This window comes from Halalkalibacter kiskunsagensis (assembly GCF_037027555.1).
GTDB lineage: Bacteria > Bacillota > Bacilli > Bacillales > Bacillaceae_D > Halalkalibacter > Halalkalibacter kiskunsagensis.
Window position 1 is genome coordinate 104991 of record NZ_JAXBLX010000004.1, and the last position, 21135, is coordinate 126125.

The 21135-nt window shown below is 38.1% G+C and carries 15 protein-coding genes; 1 reads left to right on the forward strand and 14 read right to left on the reverse strand.

The window, feature by feature from the left end:
• Positions 1-1014, reverse strand: a complete 1014-nt coding sequence (locus tag SLH51_RS03695; protein WP_335959206.1) for a zinc-binding alcohol dehydrogenase family protein — start codon at positions 1012-1014, stop codon at positions 1-3.
• A gap of 34 nt (positions 1015-1048) precedes the next feature.
• A complete protein-coding gene (locus SLH51_RS03700; protein ID WP_335959207.1) occupies positions 1049-1876 on the reverse strand; it encodes an amidohydrolase family protein in 828 nt (275 codons plus the stop codon).
• 137 nt (positions 1877-2013) lie between these two features.
• On the opposite strand from SLH51_RS03700, the gene SLH51_RS03705 reads away from it, so the two are divergent.
• A complete protein-coding gene (locus SLH51_RS03705; protein WP_335959209.1) occupies positions 2014-2877 on the forward strand; it encodes an AraC family transcriptional regulator in 864 nt (287 codons plus the stop codon).
• A 371-nt stretch (positions 2878-3248) separates the two neighbouring features.
• Here the strand turns inward: SLH51_RS03705 and SLH51_RS03710 are convergent, their stop codons facing one another.
• From SLH51_RS03710 to SLH51_RS03765, 12 genes are all read right to left on the reverse strand, one after another.
• Positions 3249-4574: an ABC transporter substrate-binding protein gene (locus tag SLH51_RS03710; RefSeq protein WP_335959211.1), complete on the reverse strand. Its 1326-nt coding sequence runs from the start codon at positions 4572-4574 to the stop codon at positions 3249-3251.
• A 216-nt stretch (positions 4575-4790) separates the two neighbouring features.
• Entirely contained in the window at positions 4791-7484 is a 2694-nt protein-coding gene (locus SLH51_RS03715; protein WP_335959213.1) for a GH32 C-terminal domain-containing protein, read from the reverse strand.
• 159 nt (positions 7485-7643) lie between these two features.
• Positions 7644-8609 (reverse strand): carbohydrate kinase family protein, encoded by a 966-nt coding sequence (locus SLH51_RS03720; RefSeq protein WP_335959214.1) that lies wholly within the window; start codon positions 8607-8609, stop codon positions 7644-7646.
• Positions 8610-8735: 126 nt separating this feature from the next.
• Positions 8736-10181 (reverse strand): glycoside hydrolase family 32 protein, encoded by a 1446-nt coding sequence (locus SLH51_RS03725; RefSeq protein ID WP_335959216.1) that lies wholly within the window; start codon positions 10179-10181, stop codon positions 8736-8738.
• Positions 10182-10195: 14 nt separating this feature from the next.
• A complete protein-coding gene (locus SLH51_RS03730; RefSeq protein WP_335959217.1) occupies positions 10196-11797 on the reverse strand; it encodes an extracellular solute-binding protein in 1602 nt (533 codons plus the stop codon).
• Between the two features lie 24 nt (positions 11798-11821).
• Positions 11822-12781, reverse strand: a complete 960-nt coding sequence (locus SLH51_RS03735; protein ID WP_335959219.1) for a carbohydrate ABC transporter permease — start codon at positions 12779-12781, stop codon at positions 11822-11824.
• Positions 12782-12796: 15 nt separating this feature from the next.
• A complete protein-coding gene (locus SLH51_RS03740; protein ID WP_335959277.1) occupies positions 12797-13678 on the reverse strand; it encodes an ABC transporter permease in 882 nt (293 codons plus the stop codon).
• A 417-nt stretch (positions 13679-14095) separates the two neighbouring features.
• On the reverse strand, positions 14096-14719 hold the full coding sequence (locus tag SLH51_RS03745; RefSeq protein WP_335959221.1) for a YesL family protein: 624 nt from the start codon (positions 14717-14719) through the stop codon (positions 14096-14098).
• Between the two features lie 146 nt (positions 14720-14865).
• On the reverse strand, positions 14866-16182 hold the full coding sequence (locus SLH51_RS03750) for an ABC transporter substrate-binding protein (protein WP_335959222.1): 1317 nt from the start codon (positions 16180-16182) through the stop codon (positions 14866-14868).
• 36 nt (positions 16183-16218) lie between these two features.
• The gene (locus SLH51_RS03755; RefSeq protein WP_335959224.1) at positions 16219-17808 is read right to left on the reverse strand and encodes a response regulator transcription factor; all 1590 of its coding nucleotides are present in this window, start codon (positions 17806-17808) and stop codon (positions 16219-16221) included.
• The gene (locus SLH51_RS03760) at positions 17783-19585 is read right to left on the reverse strand and encodes a sensor histidine kinase (RefSeq protein ID WP_335959226.1); all 1803 of its coding nucleotides are present in this window, start codon (positions 19583-19585) and stop codon (positions 17783-17785) included. Before SLH51_RS03760 ends, SLH51_RS03755 begins: the two co-directional genes overlap by 26 nt.
• A gap of 385 nt (positions 19586-19970) precedes the next feature.
• Positions 19971-21134, reverse strand: a complete 1164-nt coding sequence (locus SLH51_RS03765; RefSeq protein ID WP_335959228.1) for a cation:proton antiporter — start codon at positions 21132-21134, stop codon at positions 19971-19973.
• Position 21135 lies beyond the last annotated feature (1 nt).

Below are 21135 nucleotides of genomic sequence, written 5' to 3' on the forward strand. Positions count from 1 at the left end.
TTACACCTCAATAATCGCTTTAATAACCTTTGATTCCGGTAAAAGAAAGCTCTCAAAAACATCAATTACCTCATCAAAACTGCTTCTATGCGTAATATAATTTGTGGCGCTCATGTTCCCTGATGAAAGTAGCTTCAACACGTACTTGAAATCTTCACGTGTTGCATTCCTACTTCCCATTAACGTTAATTCTTTTTTATGAAAATCTGGATCGGAAAATCGAATCTCATCTTTTACCAATCCTACATACACCAATTTTCCTCCATGAGCAACATATTGAAACGCTTGTGTCATTGAATGAACATTTCCTGTTGCATCATAAACAATCGTTGGTAAATCTCCATTGGTTATTTGCTCGAGGTTTTGAAGAGGGTTATCAAGTGCATGTACAGTCGCTTCAACCTTTGCCCACTCCTTACAAAATTGAAGTCTTTCCTCATTAACATCCATGGCAATTACTCTGGCTCCTTGTTCTCTAGCAAATGCCATGACACCAAGACCTATCGGACCAGCACCAATAACTAGAACATATTCTCCCTTTGCTACACAAGAACGTCTAACAGCATGAGCCCCAATTGCTAGCGGTTCAATAATTGCTGCTTCTTCAAGCGTAACATCTCCTGTTTTCATGAGATTTTTCGTTGGAACAGAGATGTATTGCTGCATTCCTCCATCTCGATGAACCCCCATTACCTGCATATCTGTACAACAGTTTGGCTTTCCCCTTCTACATGCAATGCAGTTCCCACATTCTATATATGGAATGACCGCTACTTGGTCCCCAGCTTTTAATCCTTCCTGATTAGGACCTACTTTTTCAATAAGACCGGATAACTCATGACCAAGAACCCGCGGATATGAAAAATAAGGCTGGTTTCCTTTATAAGCATGTAGGTCTGTACCACAAACCCCAATTCTTTTAATCTGAATCAGAGCATCACCTTCCTGTACCTTTGGAACGTCTTTCTCTTCATACACAAACTTATCAGGCTGTAAGCAAACAATACTCTTCAATTTCACCTCTCCTCTCTCGATTAAGCACTTTCAATTACAACTTATAAAATCTAGCAGCATTGCCACCAAATAAATCATCTTTCTCCCTTTCAGTCATTGAAACAGGTAATGCATGATTCAAAACCGCAACCACATCCTCATAACTTCCTTTAAGAAGACAAACAGGCCAATCACTCCCAAACATTACCCGTAATGTCCCAAACTCTTGTAAAACATGCTGTATATATGGGACAAAATCCCCTTCCTTCCACTCGTGACTTGCTTCCGTTATCATTCCAGAAAGCTTGCAATAAACATTTTCATATGTAGAGATTTGACTAATGAAGCCTTTCCACGTTTCCATTTCATTTGATCCAATGGCAGGTTTACCAATATGGTCCACAACTCCTCTTAAATGGGGAACTTTCTCTAATAATTCAATAAGAACAGGAAGTTGATGATGCACAACGAGTAAGTCTACTGGTACTTCTTTGTCAGAGAAATAAGTAAGCGCATCAACATATGGTTGTGTCAAAATGATAGAAGCGTCATCCATATCTTGAATCATTAACCTGAAACCAACAAACTTAGGATGATTGCTAAACATTTCGAAATGGGTTCGATAATTGGGATGTTCCAAATCTAACCATCCAACAACTCCTGCTATTGAATTAGTTTTCTCACTCAATTCCAAAATGAACTCTGTCTCCTCTAATGTAGGGGCAGCTTGAACAAGAATCGTTTGATCAATTTGATGTTTCTTTAAAAGTGGTGCTAGATCAACAGGTGAAAAATCTCTGTAAAGCGATGTTATTTCTGGTGTTATCCACCCATAATCTCCTCTGTCAAGTTTCCAATAATGTTGATGAGCATCAATCCTCATTTCATAGCCCCTCCTTAAACAGGTAATTATATTACTTCTATGTTATCATCAAGTAAATGTTATGAAAATTACTAATCTTGACTATTTTATACCTTTTAATGATACATCTGAAGTATATTGGCGAGGAAGGTGAACTAATGAAACCCGTTCGAAAACAATTTGATGTTAAACAATCGTTATTTCCGTTTTATTTAGCCTATCGAGATTCAAAAAGCCCTCAACATGAGCTTCCAGATCATGTTCACGAATGGTATGAAATTGTGATTATTCATAGAGGGAAAGGTACATTTTTTATAGATCAGACTTTCTACGATGTTAAAGAAGGTGATATTTTCATTATTCCAAGCAATACTATCCATCGGGCTATACCTGATGAAACCAACCTTATTACTTCAACAGCAATTTTTTTCAGTCCTGTATTGATCCAGCAGGCTTCTTTTGGCGACCCCTCTTCCTACTATGCTATTTTTAATGAGGCAAGAACTATAAAAAATTATAAATACTCCTTACGACCAGACCATCAAAATCAATTGAATGAATCTATCGATAAACTAGTTGCAGAATTCAAATCGGAAAATCAAAATAGAGAAAATGCCATAATCCTATGGCTGCATCTAATTTTACTGGATCTTTATCGTAACCGACTCCAAAAGTCTACTTACAACAAGTCACCTTTACTAGAACCTGAATGGATGACAGAAATTCTAGCTTTCATTAACAAAAATTTAAATGGTCGCCTAGATCTGAATTTCCTTGCCAAACGTATCTCTATATCACCAGCACATTTCAGTCGTACCTTTAAAATTCTATTAGGGATGAATGTATCCGACTACATAATAGAGAAACGTATAAATCTAGCTAAAGAAAAATTAAAGAATGAAAACGAAAAAATATCCACCATCTCTAAACAATGTGGATTTAATAGTATGCCTCATTTCTATCGAACGTTTAAAAAACAAACATCTATGACTCCTTCAGAATATCGAAGAAAAACTATATGAGAAATTATGACCGTGTCTATTCTAATTTTCATATAGTTTTCTATTCTCTTTAATCATTTCTTATTCCATTCAAAAGGTATACAATATACCGATAATAATATGAATCATTAGATCGAAATTTATTATTGGCCACACTTTACTGGGGGTTAGCGATCATCACAAACTTTATTGCATAACGAACTATGCTTTTACTCTTTTTTAGGTCGAGCTTTACGCTTTTTCATATCTTTAGATGCGAACATTTAAAATATTTGGGAGTTAAAACGATTACAATTAAGAGAAAATATTTTCTCCAAACCCACAGCACCACGTAAGCCTAATAAAAAAATATCCTCTAGTCACGTAAACGCAACTAGAGGAATTCTGTACAATTATTGCTGCCTTATTTCTGCTAATCTTGTATTTATTTTCTCAACCGCTTCCTTAGCCGACGCCTCTACATCTTTCCCGCCTATGCCAACTTCTTCAAATAATGTTTTAATGGCATCACTTACAACAGGATACGCTGGAGTAACCGGACGATTCTTTGAGTAGGTTTGTGCTTGTTGAATAAATATATTTCTAGGGTATTCATTCAGTTCTGGAAAATCATTTGCTACAGAAAATCGGGCTGGAATATCACCTGTTACTTCTACATATTTCTTCATTCCTTCATAACTTGTCATATAACGGATAAACTTCCACGCTTCGTCTGGGTATTTAGTCTTTGATGATATTCCGAGCGACCACCCTCCGTTTGGCACAACTTGATGGTTTGCTTTTGGCAAAGGAGCCACACCAAAATCTTCTTCTAGCTTCAATTGATGATTATCTTCCAATTCAGTTAAGTGCCATGAGCCAATCACCGTCATGGCCAGATGTCCTGTTTCAAATGGATCTGGAGGTAATTCAATGGACGCAACCCCCTCTTTATAATATAAATCTTGATAAAATTGCAGTGCCTCAATGGCTTCTTGTGAATCTAAATAGCCACTTGCAGTCGTTCCATCAGCACTTAAAACGCTCGCACCAAACTGCCAAAGAAGAGGCATCTTATAATAAGCAGGAGATTCTCCGTCGCCAAATCCGTGTGCGGGATCAATCCCATATACTTCTTTCTCTGGATTATTTACTTTGCGCGCAATTTCAAGTACTTCCTCCCACGTCATCGGGTTGTCCGGATCTTCTGAAGGAAAAGGGACACCTGCCTCTTTAAAGAGATGCTTATTGTAAAATAAAGCAATACTCGATTCTACTAAAGGAGCAAGATAAATTTCATTCTGAAAAATCATTCCATTCAATGTTGCTTCAGGGATATCCTCAAGATCCCCTTCCTCTCTCATGTATTTATCTATTGATAATAATGATCCAGCATTGGCATACAGAGCCAGGTTTGGACTATCAATCGCCAAAACATCTGGGGGGGTGCCAGCAGCCAATTCCGTGCGTAACCGTAATTCATAGTCACTATATTGGATCGGTTGCATATCAATCAATATATTAGGATGAGCTTCTTCAAAATTAGAAATTAATTTTTCATATGCTTGATTTTCCGCAGGGTTTCCATAGTTTCGCCAAAATGTCAGTTCTATTTGATCTGTACTATTTCTTCTATCGTCTTGATCTTCATAGTCACTAGAGAAAGAGCTAAAGAAAAACACCGCAACGGCCATACCAAAAATCATTGTCAAACCAACATATAGCCCCTTTTTTTTCATCTAGCTCCCTTCCTTTCGACGTTCGTTTAGTTTAAATTTTATTTAGATTCAGTATGTATTTGTCCAAAGAGGGTTTTTAATACAATACTATACTATCCAGAGATAGAAAACCACTCAAATTCGCCGTCCATTCTCTTTTTTACCCTTAAAAAAAATGCGCCTCTCAAAATCTGAGAAAACGCGTAATTTATACCATTAGCTAAATTATTGTCTTGATCATTCTTTTAGCTGTCTTTTGTTCCATGACTCTGTCTCATGTTCCATAATATAATTCGCCACTCTGACCAACTCGTCTTTCTTCTCTTCGATTTGTCTTTCGGTTCTTTTCTGTAGATATCCCACAAATTTTTGGACGCTTTCATAGCCTTTTTCTTCTTGCGTTGTTGCCTGACTTACATTTCCTTCTTCATAAAGTTGTTGTGCGCTCTCAAAATGTGCTTGAGCGTTATCTAAATGTGTCAAAGACGCCTGCTTGATTCCATGTGGAGTAATACCAGCTGTTTTAACCATTTCAATTAAATCCCGAAGACGATAACTTGCTGAAGTACTCTGTATGAAGTAGTTGGTAAAATGGGCCTCTGTATTTTCAGTTATTATCCCTACACTCATATCCCCCGCCATCTCTATCTTTCTTTCATACATTTCTTTATCATTAAAATAGAAAGTAAACGTATCCCCGGATTTCTTCACTTTTAATGCTTGAGCTTCTTGAAGATTTATGTCTTGTGGTAATTTGACTCCTTCCCAGCCAATCGCTTCCCCACGAACTTCTGCATACGTTTCTAACATATTGATATCTTTGTTAAAAAAAGCAGACACCATTGTTCTTTCTTCGTCCGTAATCGTAAGTCCGTATTTTGGAAAGCCCTCTGCTCCTTGATTGACCCATTCTATATCAGCAGAAACACTAAAGTCACCAGTCATAAGTTCTTCTCTATACATTTTGGCCCATTCATGGCTATGTCCAAGCAGACTCGTCACACTTGACTCATTAATAATTTTCCAATGACCCGAATGCTCCCCAGATATAGGAGAAGGTCCCCAGCCATCTGTATAAGCTGATTGGCTACCATCTGAAGTCCGAATAATCATTTCCTTTGATCTATTCCCATTCGGATCACGTATGGTTAGGTTGGTTATTCCAGGCTCAACACCGGTTATCAATACAGTTGTATCATCGATTTTGTTTATTTCGACCATTCCTGGCTCCCTTATTTCCCACTCAAATGGTTCGATTTCACTTAACCAATCTGGCTTCACGTTTGCAATAAGCTCCTTTGACTCTCCAATGTTTACATTCAAATACTCTTCACTAACCACAATTCGTTCTATTTCCCCTTCAGCCGGAGCCTCACGCCAAGTGGAATGTAAATGAAAGAAATCGAGTGAAACAACCTCAACACTACCACCTTCTGCATACAACTCAATGCCTCTATTTGTCGGTTTGGTATAAATCAAATTTGTAAAAACCATTTCCCCGTCATCGATAAAGAGTTCAACTGAGGATTCATCCACCAAACCGCGAATTTTAATCTGTTCTCTCTCTGTTGGAAAGTCTGCTTCAAACCGCTTTCCAAATTGAAACTTTTCCCCATTTCTATCAATTAACGTATCAAGACCAGCTTTCGTTCGATCTAGGAAAACAGTTTCTGAATTCAGGTCAACACCAACGACCGTTTCTTCCTCATCGGATTGTCGGAGGCGAATTCCAAATTCTTGAACGTCTTCCCACTCGATTACTGCTTCAAACTCGTAGGATACTCCAGAAAAGTCTTCTATTTTCTTTTCCCCCTCTAAAGTAAAGGAGTCTATCGAATGTTCGGTTGCACGAATATCCTTTAATTCCCTAATCGGCTCTTGGAATAAGCGCATACTACCGTCCTCAATCGTTCTTAAGGTTACTTCGCGAGGAATCGACATCGAGCCCATCCAAGGATAGGTCGGTGACTGATAAGGATAACGCCAATTAGCCATCCACGCCAACCAAATACGACGATCGTCTCCCTCTGCAAGTTCGTTAAATGACTGAGCTGCATAAAAATCTTGACCAAAATCTGTAATTAGTACCTCTTCAGGTTGGTTATCATTCGTAAATTTATATCCATCAAATTCTCCAATAAAATATTGATTTGTCGACCCGTCCGTGACATGATTGTCTCCAATACTTACTGTAAGCACCCATTTTTGATTTTCTTCATTCCCATCGACCGGTAAACGAAATAAATCTGGAGTTTCCCATACAGCAACATGAGTGCCGTGCTCATTGCCTTGTTCATCTACACCAAATTCACTTTGGTATTGCCAATCAATTAAGTTCGGAGAGTTATAAAATGTAACACTTTTATCAGTTGTGACAGCCATCACCCATTTTTCCGTTTCATCATGCCAAAACACTTTCGGATCACGAAAATCTTTTATTCCCGGATTTTCAATGACTGGATTTCCTTCATACCGCTCCCAAGTTCGTCCATTGTTTTTGCTGTAAGCGATCCCTTGAGACTCGCCTCCCTCTGTACTCGTATAAATGGCTACCATACCTGCTTCTCCATCAAAAAAACCAGTCGTATCGTTCCAATCGATGACTGAAGTTCCTGATAACGCCTGGCCAAGTTCATCATGTTCTAACGCAATGGGGAGGTGCTCCCAATGAAGCATATCCTTACTGACAGCATGCGCCCAAGTCCCCATTTTTTGGTGGAACAAGTGATATTCTCCTTCGAAATAAATGAGTCCATTTGGATCAGCCAGTCGCCCTTGCGTGGTTGAAAAGTGGTATTGCGGCCGGTATTTTTCGGTGTAATATTCATCAGTAGCAGCAGCTAACGAGGCAACATCTAACCTCGTTTCACTAACATACCCTACAATAATAATCAGTGTCGTCACAAAAATTAGTATGTATCTTTTCTTCATATAAACGATAACCTCCTCTTTTTTATGCAGTAATCCGTAGTTCAATGCACTATTCAACAAATTCATTCTACGCGCCTTTTATGAGGAAACCGCTCATTAAAGGTTTAAAACCTTGCAGCGGCTCCACTCCTTGATTCGAGGTTTTTCAAAAAGGAAAAGTCACCCTTTTTGAAAAACCTCTTCATTTGTTGGGATTGCTGATATAGCTCCTACTCTCGTGCAAACTATAGCTCCTACCTTATTACTGAAAGTCGTGATCTCTTTGATTTGTTCAAAGTCCTCTATTATTTTCTTTGGTTCTTCTTCTTTTGCTAGTTGATAGAGCATAGCACCGACAAAGGCATCGCCTGCTCCTGTTGAGTCGATTGAATGGACTTTTATACTAGGAATGGTTTCTTGCTTCTCTTCATTTGAGATTAGTGTTCCGCTTTTCCCTAATGTCACAGCAACTAAGCCTGCTCCTAGTTGATGGAGAACTTGAACACCTTTTGTTAATTCATCAGCACCAGAAATGATGCTTAGTTCTTCATCACTCACTTTGACAAAATCAGCTAGGGCGATTCCTTGCTTGACTAAATCGACAAACATACCTTCTCTTCCTTGCCAAAGGTCTGAGCGATAATTCGGATCAAAGGAGATAAACTGTCCTTCTTTTTTAGCCGATTGGATCGCGTTCAAATAAGTCGAACGAAATGGGTCTTCTAATAGAGCTGTCGCTGAGCCAAAATGCAAAATGCTCGCTTCTTTTAGTTTGTCTTGATCGAGCTCATCTTCAGCTAAAAAAGCATCAGCCCCTCGGTTAAAAACAAAATCTCTTTCTCCTTTTTCCTTCAACGATACAAATGCTAAGGTTGTCGGATGTGTCTCATCGAACACGAGCATTGATGTATCCACTTTTACGTCATCTAGTGTCTTTTTCAAAAAATGGCCAAACGGATCCTTTCCAACTTTCCCACTAAACTTCGCCGTACCACCCAGTTTTACAATCGTTGCACATACATTAGCTGGGGCGCCTCCTGCCTGTTTCTCAAAATGTTGACCGCCAACTAAGTCGATTCCGACATCTGTACAGAAAAAATCAATTAACAACTCTCCGATACAAATAATTGATGAGTTTGTATTCATTTCCTTCTCCCTCTTGTTCTAAATTGTGAGTAACTTGATAGAAAAAGGAGGAAACGTGTAGAGGATGTCTCACCTCATTTACCTGTTTCCTCCCAATCTCCTTTTACGCCATATACAAAATCCTACCTATTTCCCAAGAGATGATACGTAGCCTCTTGCTTTGATCGATCCGTTTGACGTATGGATCGAGATCGCTTCACATGCTTTATCTGGATAAACTAAACTGGTTAACGAATATTCCCCATCATTGACAAGTAGTTCTATAGACGCGGAGTCCACAACCAAACGTAGTTTAACATCGTTTGTACTGTCCAGTTTCACCTCTTGGTCGAGTAAGAACATATCCGAAAAATCAATTTGTCCAGAATGTTTACGATCTAGTACTAATGCGTTCTTTGCTTGATCAAACGTAAGTGTCGTATATTGATTCTCCGTATGATGTACAGTGATCCCAAATTGGTCTGCATTCACACGTTCAAGATGTAAAGTCAGATCGACAGACGATTCATCAAGCTCTAATGTTTTTGTTCCTTCTACGACACACTCGTTAATATCAACATTTTTAGAGAAATAGGAATCGAGTTCTTCTACTAGCTTTTGAATAACTTTATAGTTTTCTCCAACTTTCCGAACAGAAAGCTCACGCGGCAGCGTCATTTGACTGCGCCAGCCTTCTGTTGGGATTTGATTGGCGTATCTCCAGTTACTCATCCATCCGAGGTAGATGCGTCTTCCATCTTCATCTGGAATATCCGAAAAGCTCACACCTGCATAATTGTCTTTTCCAAAGTCGAGCAATTTGATCGAATCATGATCTGCAGTAAAGGTGGAGCCATCAAAGGAGCCAGTAAAATATTGTGTAAATGACCCTTGATCAAACTTAGGATTATCTCCAATACTTACAATTAACACCCATTTTTCTTCATCGCTGTCTTCTACCTTTAATTTAAATAAATCCGGGCATTCCCACACGCCATCGTGAGAACCAAATCCCTCACCAAATTCACTTTCAAATGTCCAATCGATTAAGTTTGGTGAAGAATAAAACGTGATCGTTTGACCTGTTGCTAATGACATCAACCATTTTTCAGTTTCCTTATGCCAGAACACTTTCGGATCTCTGAAGTCGACTTTTGTTTCATGACCAAGGACAGGGTTGCCTTCATACTTCGTCCACGTTCTTCCTTTGTCATGACTGAAAGCTAAGCTTTGTGTTTGAACTGAAGGTTTTCCTTCCGTTCCTTCTAAGTGATGCGTGAAAATAGCGACTAGTCCTGGCTCGTCTGGGAAAAAACCAGACGTATTGTTCCAATCGACAACCGCACTGCCAGAGAAAATCGTTCCATGTTCATCTGGATATAGGGCAATATCGAGTTCTTCCCATGAAATCATATCTTTACTGACTGCGTGGCCCCAATGCATGGGCCCCCACGTTGTACCATTTGGGTGGTATTGATAGAATAAGTGATACTCACCTTCGAAATAGACCATTCCATTTGGATCATTCATCCAGTTTTCCTTAGGTGCAAAGTGTAATTTGGGTCTATATTTTGCTAATGAATTAATTGTCATAGTAACCTCCATTTCTACTCTGTCGCGCGATCATACCCTACTTGTTTGATTTCTAACCATTCTTGGAAACCAAGACGATCTAATTCTACTAAATAGTCTTCCCACTCTTCTTCTACTTTTCCATTTGTAATCCATTCAGCACGTTTTCTATTTACATAAGGCATTAAATCTGCCTCAATCGTAGAAAGGCGATTCAGTTCATCAATGCCGTGAAAGACTCTCGGATAAATATTGTCCGCTTGCATGTGTGGAACCATAACTTCTTTCATTAACCCTAATCTCCAAGCTGCATCATCTGGTTTCGTTGTCACCGTACCATAATAGCTATCTAGTATTGCTAAAGGTCCTCCAATAGACGTTCTCTCTCTCAATTCAACAGGCGCTGTCCCTTCTAAATCAAGGTGTCTTAACATTTGAGCGCTTTCATCGAATTCAAAAATGTTTTGCTGCTCATCATCGCCATACGTACCCCAGTTGTTTTGTACAGATTGTGCCGGATCATACAGCTGGTCAATCCATTTTGCTGTTAATTCAAGGTTTTGGTTGGCACTTGTAATGACCATTCGTGAACGGTCAAAGCCCATTCCATTTGTTCTTGTTACATTAATATGACCATCTGGACCAGCTAATGGATTCATTAAATCATAATCGTCACCCATACCTGTGATATTTCCTTTATCCCAAGTGAAGTACAAACCATAACGTCCTTCTTGTCCTTTGGCAACATAGACAGGCCAGTCTTGTTCAAAGCCTTCAATATCCATTAAATCTTCTTCATATAACTCGTTCATGAATTTGATGGCTTCTTTATAGCCTTCATCAGCTGCTGTTAATTTCACTTCTCCATCATTCGTTACAACCGTACGATCCCAGTTATCACCTAGACCGAAAGAGCCAAATAAGAACCCTAAATCTTGTCCGCCATCATTGATGATAAACGACATTGGAATCGTTTGTCCGTCGCCTGCTGGATCATTGTCTCTAAACGCAATGAGGACATCTTTTAATTCATCTGTTGTCGTTGGCATGTCTAAGCCTAATTGATCCAACCATTCAACATTAATCCAAGGAAAATTATCTACAGAGTGAATGCTTTCTCTGCCTTCACCTAATTCTTCAATCCATGGAAAGGCATAAATGTTTCCATCTGGAGCCGTCATCATTGCTTCATACTCCGGTGCCTTCTCAAGTACGGTTTGTAAATTAGGCATATGTTGATCAATTAAATCGTTAAGTGGAATAATTGCTTCATCTTTTGCTAAGTTTAATAACTCATAGTCACTATAGCCTGCATTCAAAATCGCATCCGGCATTTCACCGCTGGACATTGCTAAATTTCTTCTTTCACCAAATTGTGCCCCAGTAAAGTTTCTCCACTCGATTTCAACCCCTGTTTGTTCTTCTAACCGTTGAAAGATCAACTTGTCATTAGGGTCCTCAGGTGCTAATGGTGAACTTTCTGTCAAAAATTTTAATGATACCTTTTCTTCTAATGGAAACGTAATATCAGACAACTCATAATCCTCAGACCATGTTTGGCTCGAATTTCCTCCACAAGCTACAAGAAGTGACGTTCCAATTAACACTGCTGACATCGTTTTCACAAATTTCTTCATGACAAACCCCCACTTTTCTTTTTTTTATTTTAATGACCCGACCATAACACCTTTTTCAAAGTATTTTTGGAAGAATGGGTACATAATTAATAACGGTAAACTTGCTACAACAATCGATGAGTACTTGATCATTTCGGCAATTCTTTGCATTTCAGCCCTTGCGAGTTGGTCGGCAATCATTCCCGGTTGTACTTCGTTTTGGATGAGAATGTCTCGCATAATCAATTGCAACGGGTACAGTGACTTGTCTTCAAGGTAAATCATCGCATTAAAATAAGAATTCCATTGTCCGATAAAAGCATAGAGAGCGAGCACAAAAATAATCGGCTTAGACAATGGTAAAATAATTTTTAAGAAGATTTTAAAATCAGATGCACCATCGATTCTTGCTGCCTCTTTCAACTCATTCGGAAGCGCTTTAAAATACGTTCTTGCCAAAATAATATTCCAAACCGTGACTGCTCCTGGCAAAATGACCGCCCAAGGTGTATTAATCATTCCTAACTCTCTGACAAGTAAATACGTTGGGATCATCCCTCCATTGAAAAACATCGTAAAGAGGAAGAAAATCATTAATGCCTTTTTCCCAACGAGCTTATCAACCGATAACGAATATCCTGCTAGAATCGAAAATCCAACCGAAATGAGCGTAAACCCGCCAGCATATAGAATTGAATTTAAAAACCCTCTCATAATCGAGCCATCAGTGAAGATACGTACATATCCATCAATCGTCCAATGATCAGGATTAAATGAAATGCCTCTCGTTACTAGAATATGAGGCTGTAAAAAAGATCCTAGCAGTACATATAGGAGAGGAATCATAACAATTAAGACAACTAAACTCAGTAAGACTTTATTCAATAGAAGGATTAGTCGGTCTGTTTTCGAGTTATTGATCAATCTATTTTTGTTCGAATTACTTTGAAGCAACAGTCTATTTTTTTTCTTTTTGCTGATTTTTTCTTTTTTAAAATCACTCATCCTACTAACTCCTTTCTAGTAAAGTGTTTCGCCATTGAATTTTTTCACTACATAGTTGACACTTACTAATAACATCAAACTAACAACAGAATTAAATAATCCAACAGCTGCACCAAATGACCAATCTCCTGCTTGCAACCCTCTTTTATACACATAGGTATCGATGATTTCTGAAGCAGGTAAATTCATATCTGTTTGCAGCAAATAGGCTTTCTCAAAACCAACACCCATGATTCCTCCAACTGCTAGAATGAATAGCACCGCCATAACAGGTTTCAGCACTTGAACGTCAATATGCCAGATTCTTTGTAATAGTGATGCCCCGTCAATCGTTGCAGCATCATGCAATTGCGGATCACTATTTGATAGGGCGGCTACATAGATAATCGACGCAAAGCCAGCACCTTGCCAGATTCCAGACGCTATGAAAATTGTTCTAAAATAGTCTGGATCAGACATAAACGATATCGGACGGTCTAAGAAAACAGATAATAGTGCATTTATCGGCCCTGCTGGTGATAAAAAGATAAAGATCATCCCGCCGATGACAACGGCTGATATGAAATGCGGTGCATAAATCATCAATTGAACATTCTTTTTTATGCTTGCTCTTCTCACCTGGTTTAACATGAGCGCCAATATAATTGGAACAGGAAATCCGATAAGAAGTTCAAACGCACTTAGCTTAATCGTATTTGCGAAAATCTGATGGAAATTGGGCGAGTTCAAGAAATTTGTAAAGTGAGTCAACCCAACCCATTCACTTGCCATGATCCCCCTTGTTGGACTAAAGTCCTTAAAGGCAATCGTTACTCCATACATTGGAATGTAATTAAATAAAAACACTAAAATGACGGCAGGAGCTAAAAATACATACAAGATAAAATTTTTCTTCATAAAGTCTAATGGGCTTTCTTTCTTTTTCTTTATTTTAGGCAACTGATTTGAAACATCAGCTGTCTTGGCTGTAGCGCCCCCGTTTTGAGCCATGTCTTTCCCCCCTTAAGTAATTAACTTCTAACTTTTTTAGCAGCCTTGGAATCTATCCAACATACGAAATGCGGCTTGAAAGCTTGTCACCTTAAGTAAGAATTAAGGTAGCGCTTTCTTGAATTCAATATAACAAAATCGCGAGAACAACTATTTCAATATCTTTGGTTTCGGACATTTAATATTTTCGGTAGTTGAAATCGATTACATTAAAACCCTTAGCTTCCCCCCGATTCTACTCTCCCCCCAGGCGACCAATCCTTTACTCATTCTTATCTTAAAACCAAAAAAACCCCCTAGCTTGTTAACTAGAGGATGTCATCTTTATTCAACCGCTTGACTGAAGTCTTTTCTTGGTAAAGAAAACGATGCTACTTTCATCATTACGAAACTGATTAAGCTCATACCGAAAACAAGAATTAATACGGGAAAGTTCATATACAAAAATAAGACAATAGCCAGTCCACCGATCATCATGATCGTTTGAAACGGCTTCGCAACAGCCAGAATTAAAGCGTGTTTCGGATATTGTAAAAACGTCAAATTAAAATGAACGAATAAAGGGAAAATATAAAGTAATGTCAGTAAATAGACAATGCCGATCACAACCGTTATGCTCGCTAAAGCTAATTGGAGTATGTTGTTGTCTAATAGCTGGAGTACTTTTATATCAACGTATAAAATAACGCCAACACTCAAAACAAGATAACCAATAACATTTGACATAAAGAACTCAGATTTAAATTTGCTCCAGAATAGTTTCAAAACGGAGGTATCTTCATCCTCCATAATGATTTGCCTTAAAACTGCAAACAATGCTGCCGTAGCTGGAAAGAAACCTAATACAAAAACACCTAATAAAGAAAAGAAAAACCATAGAAGGTTTAACAAAACTAAATTAAATGCAAACGTGCCTAGTCGCATATACCATGGTGATCGTTCAAACATCTTTGTGCACCTCCATCGTGATGACATCAAATGGTCAAGCTCTTCCTTTACTTTAACAAAAGGAACAGATATAAGAGTTTAATATTTTTGGGTGCAGATGTTTAAAATCTTCAGGTTTTGAAATCGTTATCAATTAATAAAAGGGGTCAGACCCCTTTTAAGGCTTGGTTGATTTTTTCAACCGCTTCGTCGGCAGCTTCCTTTACATCTTTTTCGTTAATGACAACATCCTCAAATAGTTCCTTTATCACGTTACTAATAACAGGATACGCTGGGGTGACCGGTCTGTTTTTTGAGTAATTTCTTCCTTGTTCAATAAAGATATTTTTAGGGTACTCATTAAGTTCGGGAAGTTCATTGACTACTGAGTACCTTGCCGGAATATCGTCTGTGATCTCATAATGCTTTTTGACACCCTCAAAACTTGTCACAAATTTAATGAATTCCCATGCCTCATCAGGGTAGTTAGACTTTGAAGAGATGCCAAGAGCCCATCCCCCGTTAGGAGCCACTTGATCGCTCGCCTTTGGCAATGGCGCAATCCCGTAATCTTCCCCTAATTCAAAGTCAGGGACACTTTGCAATTCTTTAACGTGCCATGAACCCAAAACCGTCATAGCAAGCTGGTTAGATTCAAAAAGACCCGGAGGCAACTCAACCGTCGCTACACGATGCTTGAGATACAAATCTTGATAAAATTGCAGTGCTGCAAGCGCCTCTTCAGAATTTAAATATCCCTCTGCTGTTGAGCCATCTGGACTTAAAACATCTGCTCCGAACTGCCATAGAAACGGCATTTTAAAGTAGGCGGGACCTTCCCCTTCACCAAATCCCTGGGCCGGGTCAATCGCATACACTCCCTTTTCTGGATTGTTTATTTTTTTAGCAATTTCTAATACTTCATCCCATGTCATCGGGTTGTCGGGGTCTTCTGATGGGTACGGGATACCTGCCTCTTTGAATAGGTGTTTATTATAAAATAAGGCAATACTCGATTCGCCAACAGGAGCAAGATAAATTTCATCCTGATAGGTTACTCCATTTAATGTATGCTCAAATATATCATCCAAATGGCCTTCTTTTTTCATGTATTTATCTATTGATAATAGCTCGCCTGCATTTGCATAAACTGCCAAAGTAGGACTATCGATGCTCATTATATCGGGAGGATTTCCAGCAGCCATTTCAGTACGTAGTCTTAATTCATATTCATGAGCCCAATGAATCGATTTCATATTAATCACAATATGGGGGTGTGTTGCTTCAAAAGCATCAACTAATTGTTCATATGCTTGATTGTAAGCTGGGTTCCCTAAATTCCGTAAAAACGTCAACTCTACTTGTTCTGCATCAGCATGATCAATATCTGCCTCTTTTGGGCCGTTAAAAAATAGGATATAAAAAGATAGTGCTGCGATACCAAAGAAAATAATGGCCATTTGAACCGTTATCTTTTTTTTCATCGACATTTCCTCCTTTCCATATTTAATCACTTCCACTTAAGTGTCGATTGATTTACGAAATTCAACAGGAGTTTGCCCAAAATGCTTTTTAAATACCGTACTAAAATAGCCTGAGCTAGAAAAACCAACTAAGTTTGCGACATCAATGATTTTAAGATGTTTATCTTGAAGAAACTGTTTTGCTTTTTCCATTCTTATCGAAACAAGGTAATCACTAAAATTCTGCCCTACTTTATTTTTAAACGTTTCAGATAAATAAGCACTATTAATATGAAATAATTTAGATAATGAGGTAAGCGAAATTTCATTGGCATAATGCTCGTCCAAATAATGCTTGATACTATCAATTAATTTATGATTCGAAAAGCGAGCTGCCCGTACTTTTTCAACAATTAACTGGGCTAATTGCATGAGATATTCCATCACTTTATGTTGAGAAGTCAACTCCCAAATACGCTGTTGGCAATTCCAAATCGTACTTTGTATGTCTTTCGTTTCGATATCGTATTTTTTGGCTAATGAACCTAACAGAAATAATACTCGATTGGCCGCCATTGAAAAAGACATCACAGATTGATTTTCTCCTCTTCCAAGCACCTTTTTAAGGTTTTCTTTAAACACCTCGAAATCGACATTTTCAATGGCATTTGTTAACCTTCTTTCAAAATCAGGCGAAAAGTCAAATACTTCTTCTCTCGTTCCTGTTTCATCAATCACCTGTGACTCAGAACCTAGTTGACTTTGACTCCAAGCAAGCAAGCTTGAAATATAGCCATTTCTAAATTCTTTAAGACCACGGACGACATTTCCAATCCCTATGACCGTTTCTAAATGTAAATATTTTTTCACGTTTTCTTGAACATTCTTAACTAAATCGGACGTGCGGTTGGGCGTTTTGGAATCAGTAAGTTGTAAAAATTGAACCATATTTGTATAGTTAGGATCGTAAAAGGAGTACGCCCCTGCATGTTCTTTGGCTATTTCTTTACACAACAGTTGAAACGGAAGACCGAATTCCTTTAGTCGCTTCGATTTGTCATCGTTTTCTCTAATTTCTACTGTTACAAACTGTACCGTCACAAACTCATGTGCCAGTTCTTCTAACTGCAGCTGATGTAATCTCTCTTTCACCATCGCAAGTTGCAACCATTCTTCTTTGACTAAATGAAGAAAGTATTGATCTTGCACTTCTTGGAGATGGGAGTGAACAAGCTGGCGCATCCGATCTGATTCCAATTGATTTTGCTTCTCCTCCTCAATTTCTTTCCGAATTCTTCGTAACGCTTCTTCTAATTCGTCAGGCGCAACGGGTTTTAATAAATAGTCTCGAACTCCTTCTTTCATCGAACCTCGCACAAAATCAAAGTCAGAGTACCCCGATAATACGATCACCTTTACATTTGGAAATTGTTCATGACAATGTTTAGCGAGTTCAACGCCATCCATAATCGGCATTCTCATATCTGTAATGATTAAATCGACAACCCCGTTTTCTAGCAATTCAAGCGCTTCTTTCCCGTTAGAAGCCTCCGCCACAATTTCAAAACCCTCTTCTTCCCAATCCACTTTCATTCGTAAGCCTTTACGAACTTGAATCTCATCATCGGTGATTATGACCTTCATCATGTACATCCCCCCTATTAATATGGATACATAATGTAATTTTCGTGCCTACATTTTTCTCAGACTCAATTTGATAGGAAAAGTCTTGTCCATAGTAAAGCTTTAATCGTCCAAGTACATTTTTTAGGCCAATGCTGCTTCCTTTACTTTCTAATACAGTCATCGTTTCTTCATTCTTCTCTTCGCTTACTAAATCCGAAATAACGTCTTCAGACATGCCTATTCCTTTGTCTTCAATTACAATCAGCACTTGATCTTGAACTTTTTCCGTTTTGATATAAATGTTAGCAAATTGCTTCTCTTTAAAACTGTATTTCACCGCATTTTCCACAAGCGGCTGTAAAATAAATTTTATAATAGGTAGCCGTTTCGTTTCAGGATCTTCTGCTATTTGCACCGTAATCGCCTCTTCATACCTTAGCTTTAGAATGTCTGTATAACTTTTAATATAGTTTACTTCTTCACCTAAATTCACGACGTTGCTTTTTGTATTCAACGAATACCTCATCATTCTCCCTAAATAAACACTTACATTCATAACCTCTTTGTTTTTTCCTTGAGCGGCTAATCCCCCGATAATTTCAAGTGTATTGTTCAAAAAGTGTGGATTAATCTGTAATAATAACGCTTTGTATTCAGCATCTTTGCGCCGAATATTTGCTTCGTACTGTGTTTCAATTAAGTTCTTTAATTGCCCAATGGTACGATCGAACACTTTGATTAGATAACCAACTTCATTGTTATGAGATTTAATGGTTGGCATAAACCGTTTCGCACCAGCAAAATCACCACGTTCAATAAATCCCATCGCTTTTGCCATTTTTCCTAAGGGACTTGTAATATTGGAAGAAAGCATGAAAGAAATGACAATCGTTAGTAAAAAGACGACGGCACTCGTTAAGAGCAAGTTTCGTTGCAAATGGTTCACATTTGAGAACAAATCAGACTCCGTGACTTCACTGATCAAAATCCAATCTCCCACGGATAACTTTTGAAAAAACATGAAATATGTCTCTCCGTTATAATTCAATTCTATTAACCCTTTTGGATGATTCTCCTTTGTTATTTCGAGCAAACTTTGTTCTAACACTTGTTCAGGAGTATCGATCGGTCCTTGAAGAACGTTTGCTCCTTGCTGATCGATCAAATATGCACGGCCCTCTTGGCCAATTGTAATTTTATTAAGCGCTGTTTCTAGCAGAGGTGAAGGGAAATTAACCTTTATAATTCCACTTGAAACGAGCGTATTGGTATCAAAAAGAGGCAAAATATAGCTATTTATACTTCTCTCTCGCATTTCATGAGACTGCTGATAAGAATCTTTATGTGCCTTCACAAACCGTTGTTCATTGTCCGAAAAGTCTTTGAACCAATCCACCTCACCTAGTGAGGGATGATTTCCCCAAGTCCCGGTACCATCATCTAGAAACACGGAAATGGACATTGCATTTGAATTGTTAATCATGATAGACGATAGCAGCATCCTAAGTTCATTCTTCATTAACAGGGTCTCTTCGGTCGCAGCATTCTCTTTTTCTAACCTTACCCACTCTTGAGTCGTTTGGTTAACAAGTACCTGCTTGCCTAGATCCTGTGCCTGTGTCGTGATCGAATCAACATAAAGCGAATACTGATCCATCATTTCTACCGTTAATTCTTGTGTCTGTTCTTTTATAACAGATGTAAACCAACTAGGAATAAGAATTGATAAAATAATAAATGGAACCGTAAGCAAAAGTGTAAAAATGAGGAATAAACGATTTCGTAATGAGAAAAACACACTCCCCCTCCTTTCCTAAAGAGACACAATAGAAAGCCCTTACATCATTTTGACGTTTTAAGAAATTATATCATTTAAAAACAATCAACTTTGATAATCTTCTTTTCAGTTAATAAACATGTATTGAACTTAGCATATCTTTTATTCCATTGCCACTGAGAATTCAAAATAGAACCCATTAGAAAGTGCACGTAACTTCCTAGTAGAAATTAAAGAGCGCAAGCCTCTATCAGTGAGGAGAAAGTTCATCAACAAAAAAACGCTTCTCTCATTATTTAAGAGATGCGTTTTTCACAAGCAGATATAAAATTTGTTTCAATCATATCCTGAATTCCATCCCGTATTATCTATATAATAGAGTGAAGTTAAAATTGCAGCTAAAATACTAAACAAAAGCCTTATTATTTCTTATTTTATTTCGACCATAAATCTTTCTAGAAATCATTGGAGCTAGCTGGAATAAGATAATTCCAATTATCGCAGATACTAATATAAAAATACTACTAAATGCCTGTAGTGTTCCAACAGCTAATGCCGCAATAATAATTGAAAATTCCCCACGTTGAGTTAAAGAAAGCCCTGCTCTTAGTGATACCTTTTTGGATAGTCCATACCAACTTCCACCCCAAAATCCCACCATAATCTTAGCCGCAATTGACCAAACAATAAGAATCAACAAAAGCGAAAGCATTGGGATTCCTTCATTCAAAGTGATCGTTGTACCAAAATACAAGAAGAATAAAGGCATTAATAAATCTCTTGAACGCACAACCAATTCCTCTAATTCATGTGTTCTACGTACTTCCGCAAGCATAATCCCTGCTAAGAAAGCCCCTAATACTTCCGATAAATCTAAATAAAGAGCCAATCCTCCATAAGTTAATGCAAGTCCAATCACAAAGAGAAGAAAAATATCATGATTCATATAGCGATCGAAAAACGGCCCCAACTTACTAAATAAAAGTCTACCTAAAAGCACCGATCCAGCTACTAGGACTACGACCTTTACGATCAGCAAGGACATAGAAGAAAAAGTAATTGCTGTTCCTGCTGTTAGTCCGACAAGCACGGCTACTAAAATTGGAGCCACTAAATCTTCAAAGATTAATAGACCTAACATGAACTCAGATTCAGGATTGGCCATCCTTTTCGTGCTTTCAAGCATTTTTGCCGTTATTGATGAACTCGTTGCATATACAACTCCACCAATAATAAGCGAAGTTATTACATCTAACCCCACTAATAAACAAATACCTGTTGTAACACCGAAGCTTAATACTACATCTAACATCCCCGCTCTCAATACCTTTTTAGCAACGGTTAATAATTGTTTAATTGGAAACTCCATCCCAAGCATAAAAAACAAAAGAACAATTCCGATCTCTCCTGCAAAGTGAAGCAGATGAGTATCAGTTATGATATCTCCAATGACAATACCAGTTACTATAAATATAACTACATTAGGTATCTTCATTTTCAATCCTGCAAACCCCGCAAAAAATAATAGCAGAAGAATCAGACCTGCACTAAATAATTCAGGAAAGTCCATC

What these genes read in the sequence shown, in the direction of transcription:
- SLH51_RS03700 (WP_335959207.1), bottom strand. Translation starts at nt 1,876, where the DNA reads ATGAGGATTGATGCTCATCAACATTATTGGAAACTTGACAGAGGAGAT.
- SLH51_RS03705 (WP_335959209.1), top strand. Translation starts at nt 2,014, where the DNA reads ATGAAACCCGTTCGAAAACAATTTGATGTTAAACAATCGTTATTTCCG.
- SLH51_RS03710 (WP_335959211.1), bottom strand. Translation starts at nt 4,574, where the DNA reads ATGAAAAAAAAGGGGCTATATGTTGGTTTGACAATGATTTTTGGTATG.
- SLH51_RS03715 (WP_335959213.1), bottom strand. Translation starts at nt 7,484, where the DNA reads ATGAAGAAAAGATACATACTAATTTTTGTGACGACACTGATTATTATT.
- SLH51_RS03720 (WP_335959214.1), bottom strand. Translation starts at nt 8,609, where the DNA reads ATGAATACAAACTCATCAATTATTTGTATCGGAGAGTTGTTAATTGAT.
- SLH51_RS03725 (WP_335959216.1), bottom strand. Translation starts at nt 10,181, where the DNA reads ATGACAATTAATTCATTAGCAAAATATAGACCCAAATTACACTTTGCA.
- SLH51_RS03730 (WP_335959217.1), bottom strand. Translation starts at nt 11,797, where the DNA reads ATGAAGAAATTTGTGAAAACGATGTCAGCAGTGTTAATTGGAACGTCA.
- SLH51_RS03735 (WP_335959219.1), bottom strand. Translation starts at nt 12,781, where the DNA reads ATGAGTGATTTTAAAAAAGAAAAAATCAGCAAAAAGAAAAAAAATAGA.
- SLH51_RS03740 (WP_335959277.1), bottom strand. Translation starts at nt 13,678, where the DNA reads ATGAAGAAAAATTTTATCTTGTATGTATTTTTAGCTCCTGCCGTCATT.
- SLH51_RS03745 (WP_335959221.1), bottom strand. Translation starts at nt 14,719, where the DNA reads ATGTTTGAACGATCACCATGGTATATGCGACTAGGCACGTTTGCATTT.
- SLH51_RS03750 (WP_335959222.1), bottom strand. Translation starts at nt 16,182, where the DNA reads ATGAAAAAAAAGATAACGGTTCAAATGGCCATTATTTTCTTTGGTATC.
- SLH51_RS03755 (WP_335959224.1), bottom strand. Translation starts at nt 17,808, where the DNA reads ATGATGAAGGTCATAATCACCGATGATGAGATTCAAGTTCGTAAAGGC.
- SLH51_RS03765 (WP_335959228.1), bottom strand. Translation starts at nt 21,134, where the DNA reads ATGGACTTTCCTGAATTATTTAGTGCAGGTCTGATTCTTCTGCTATTA.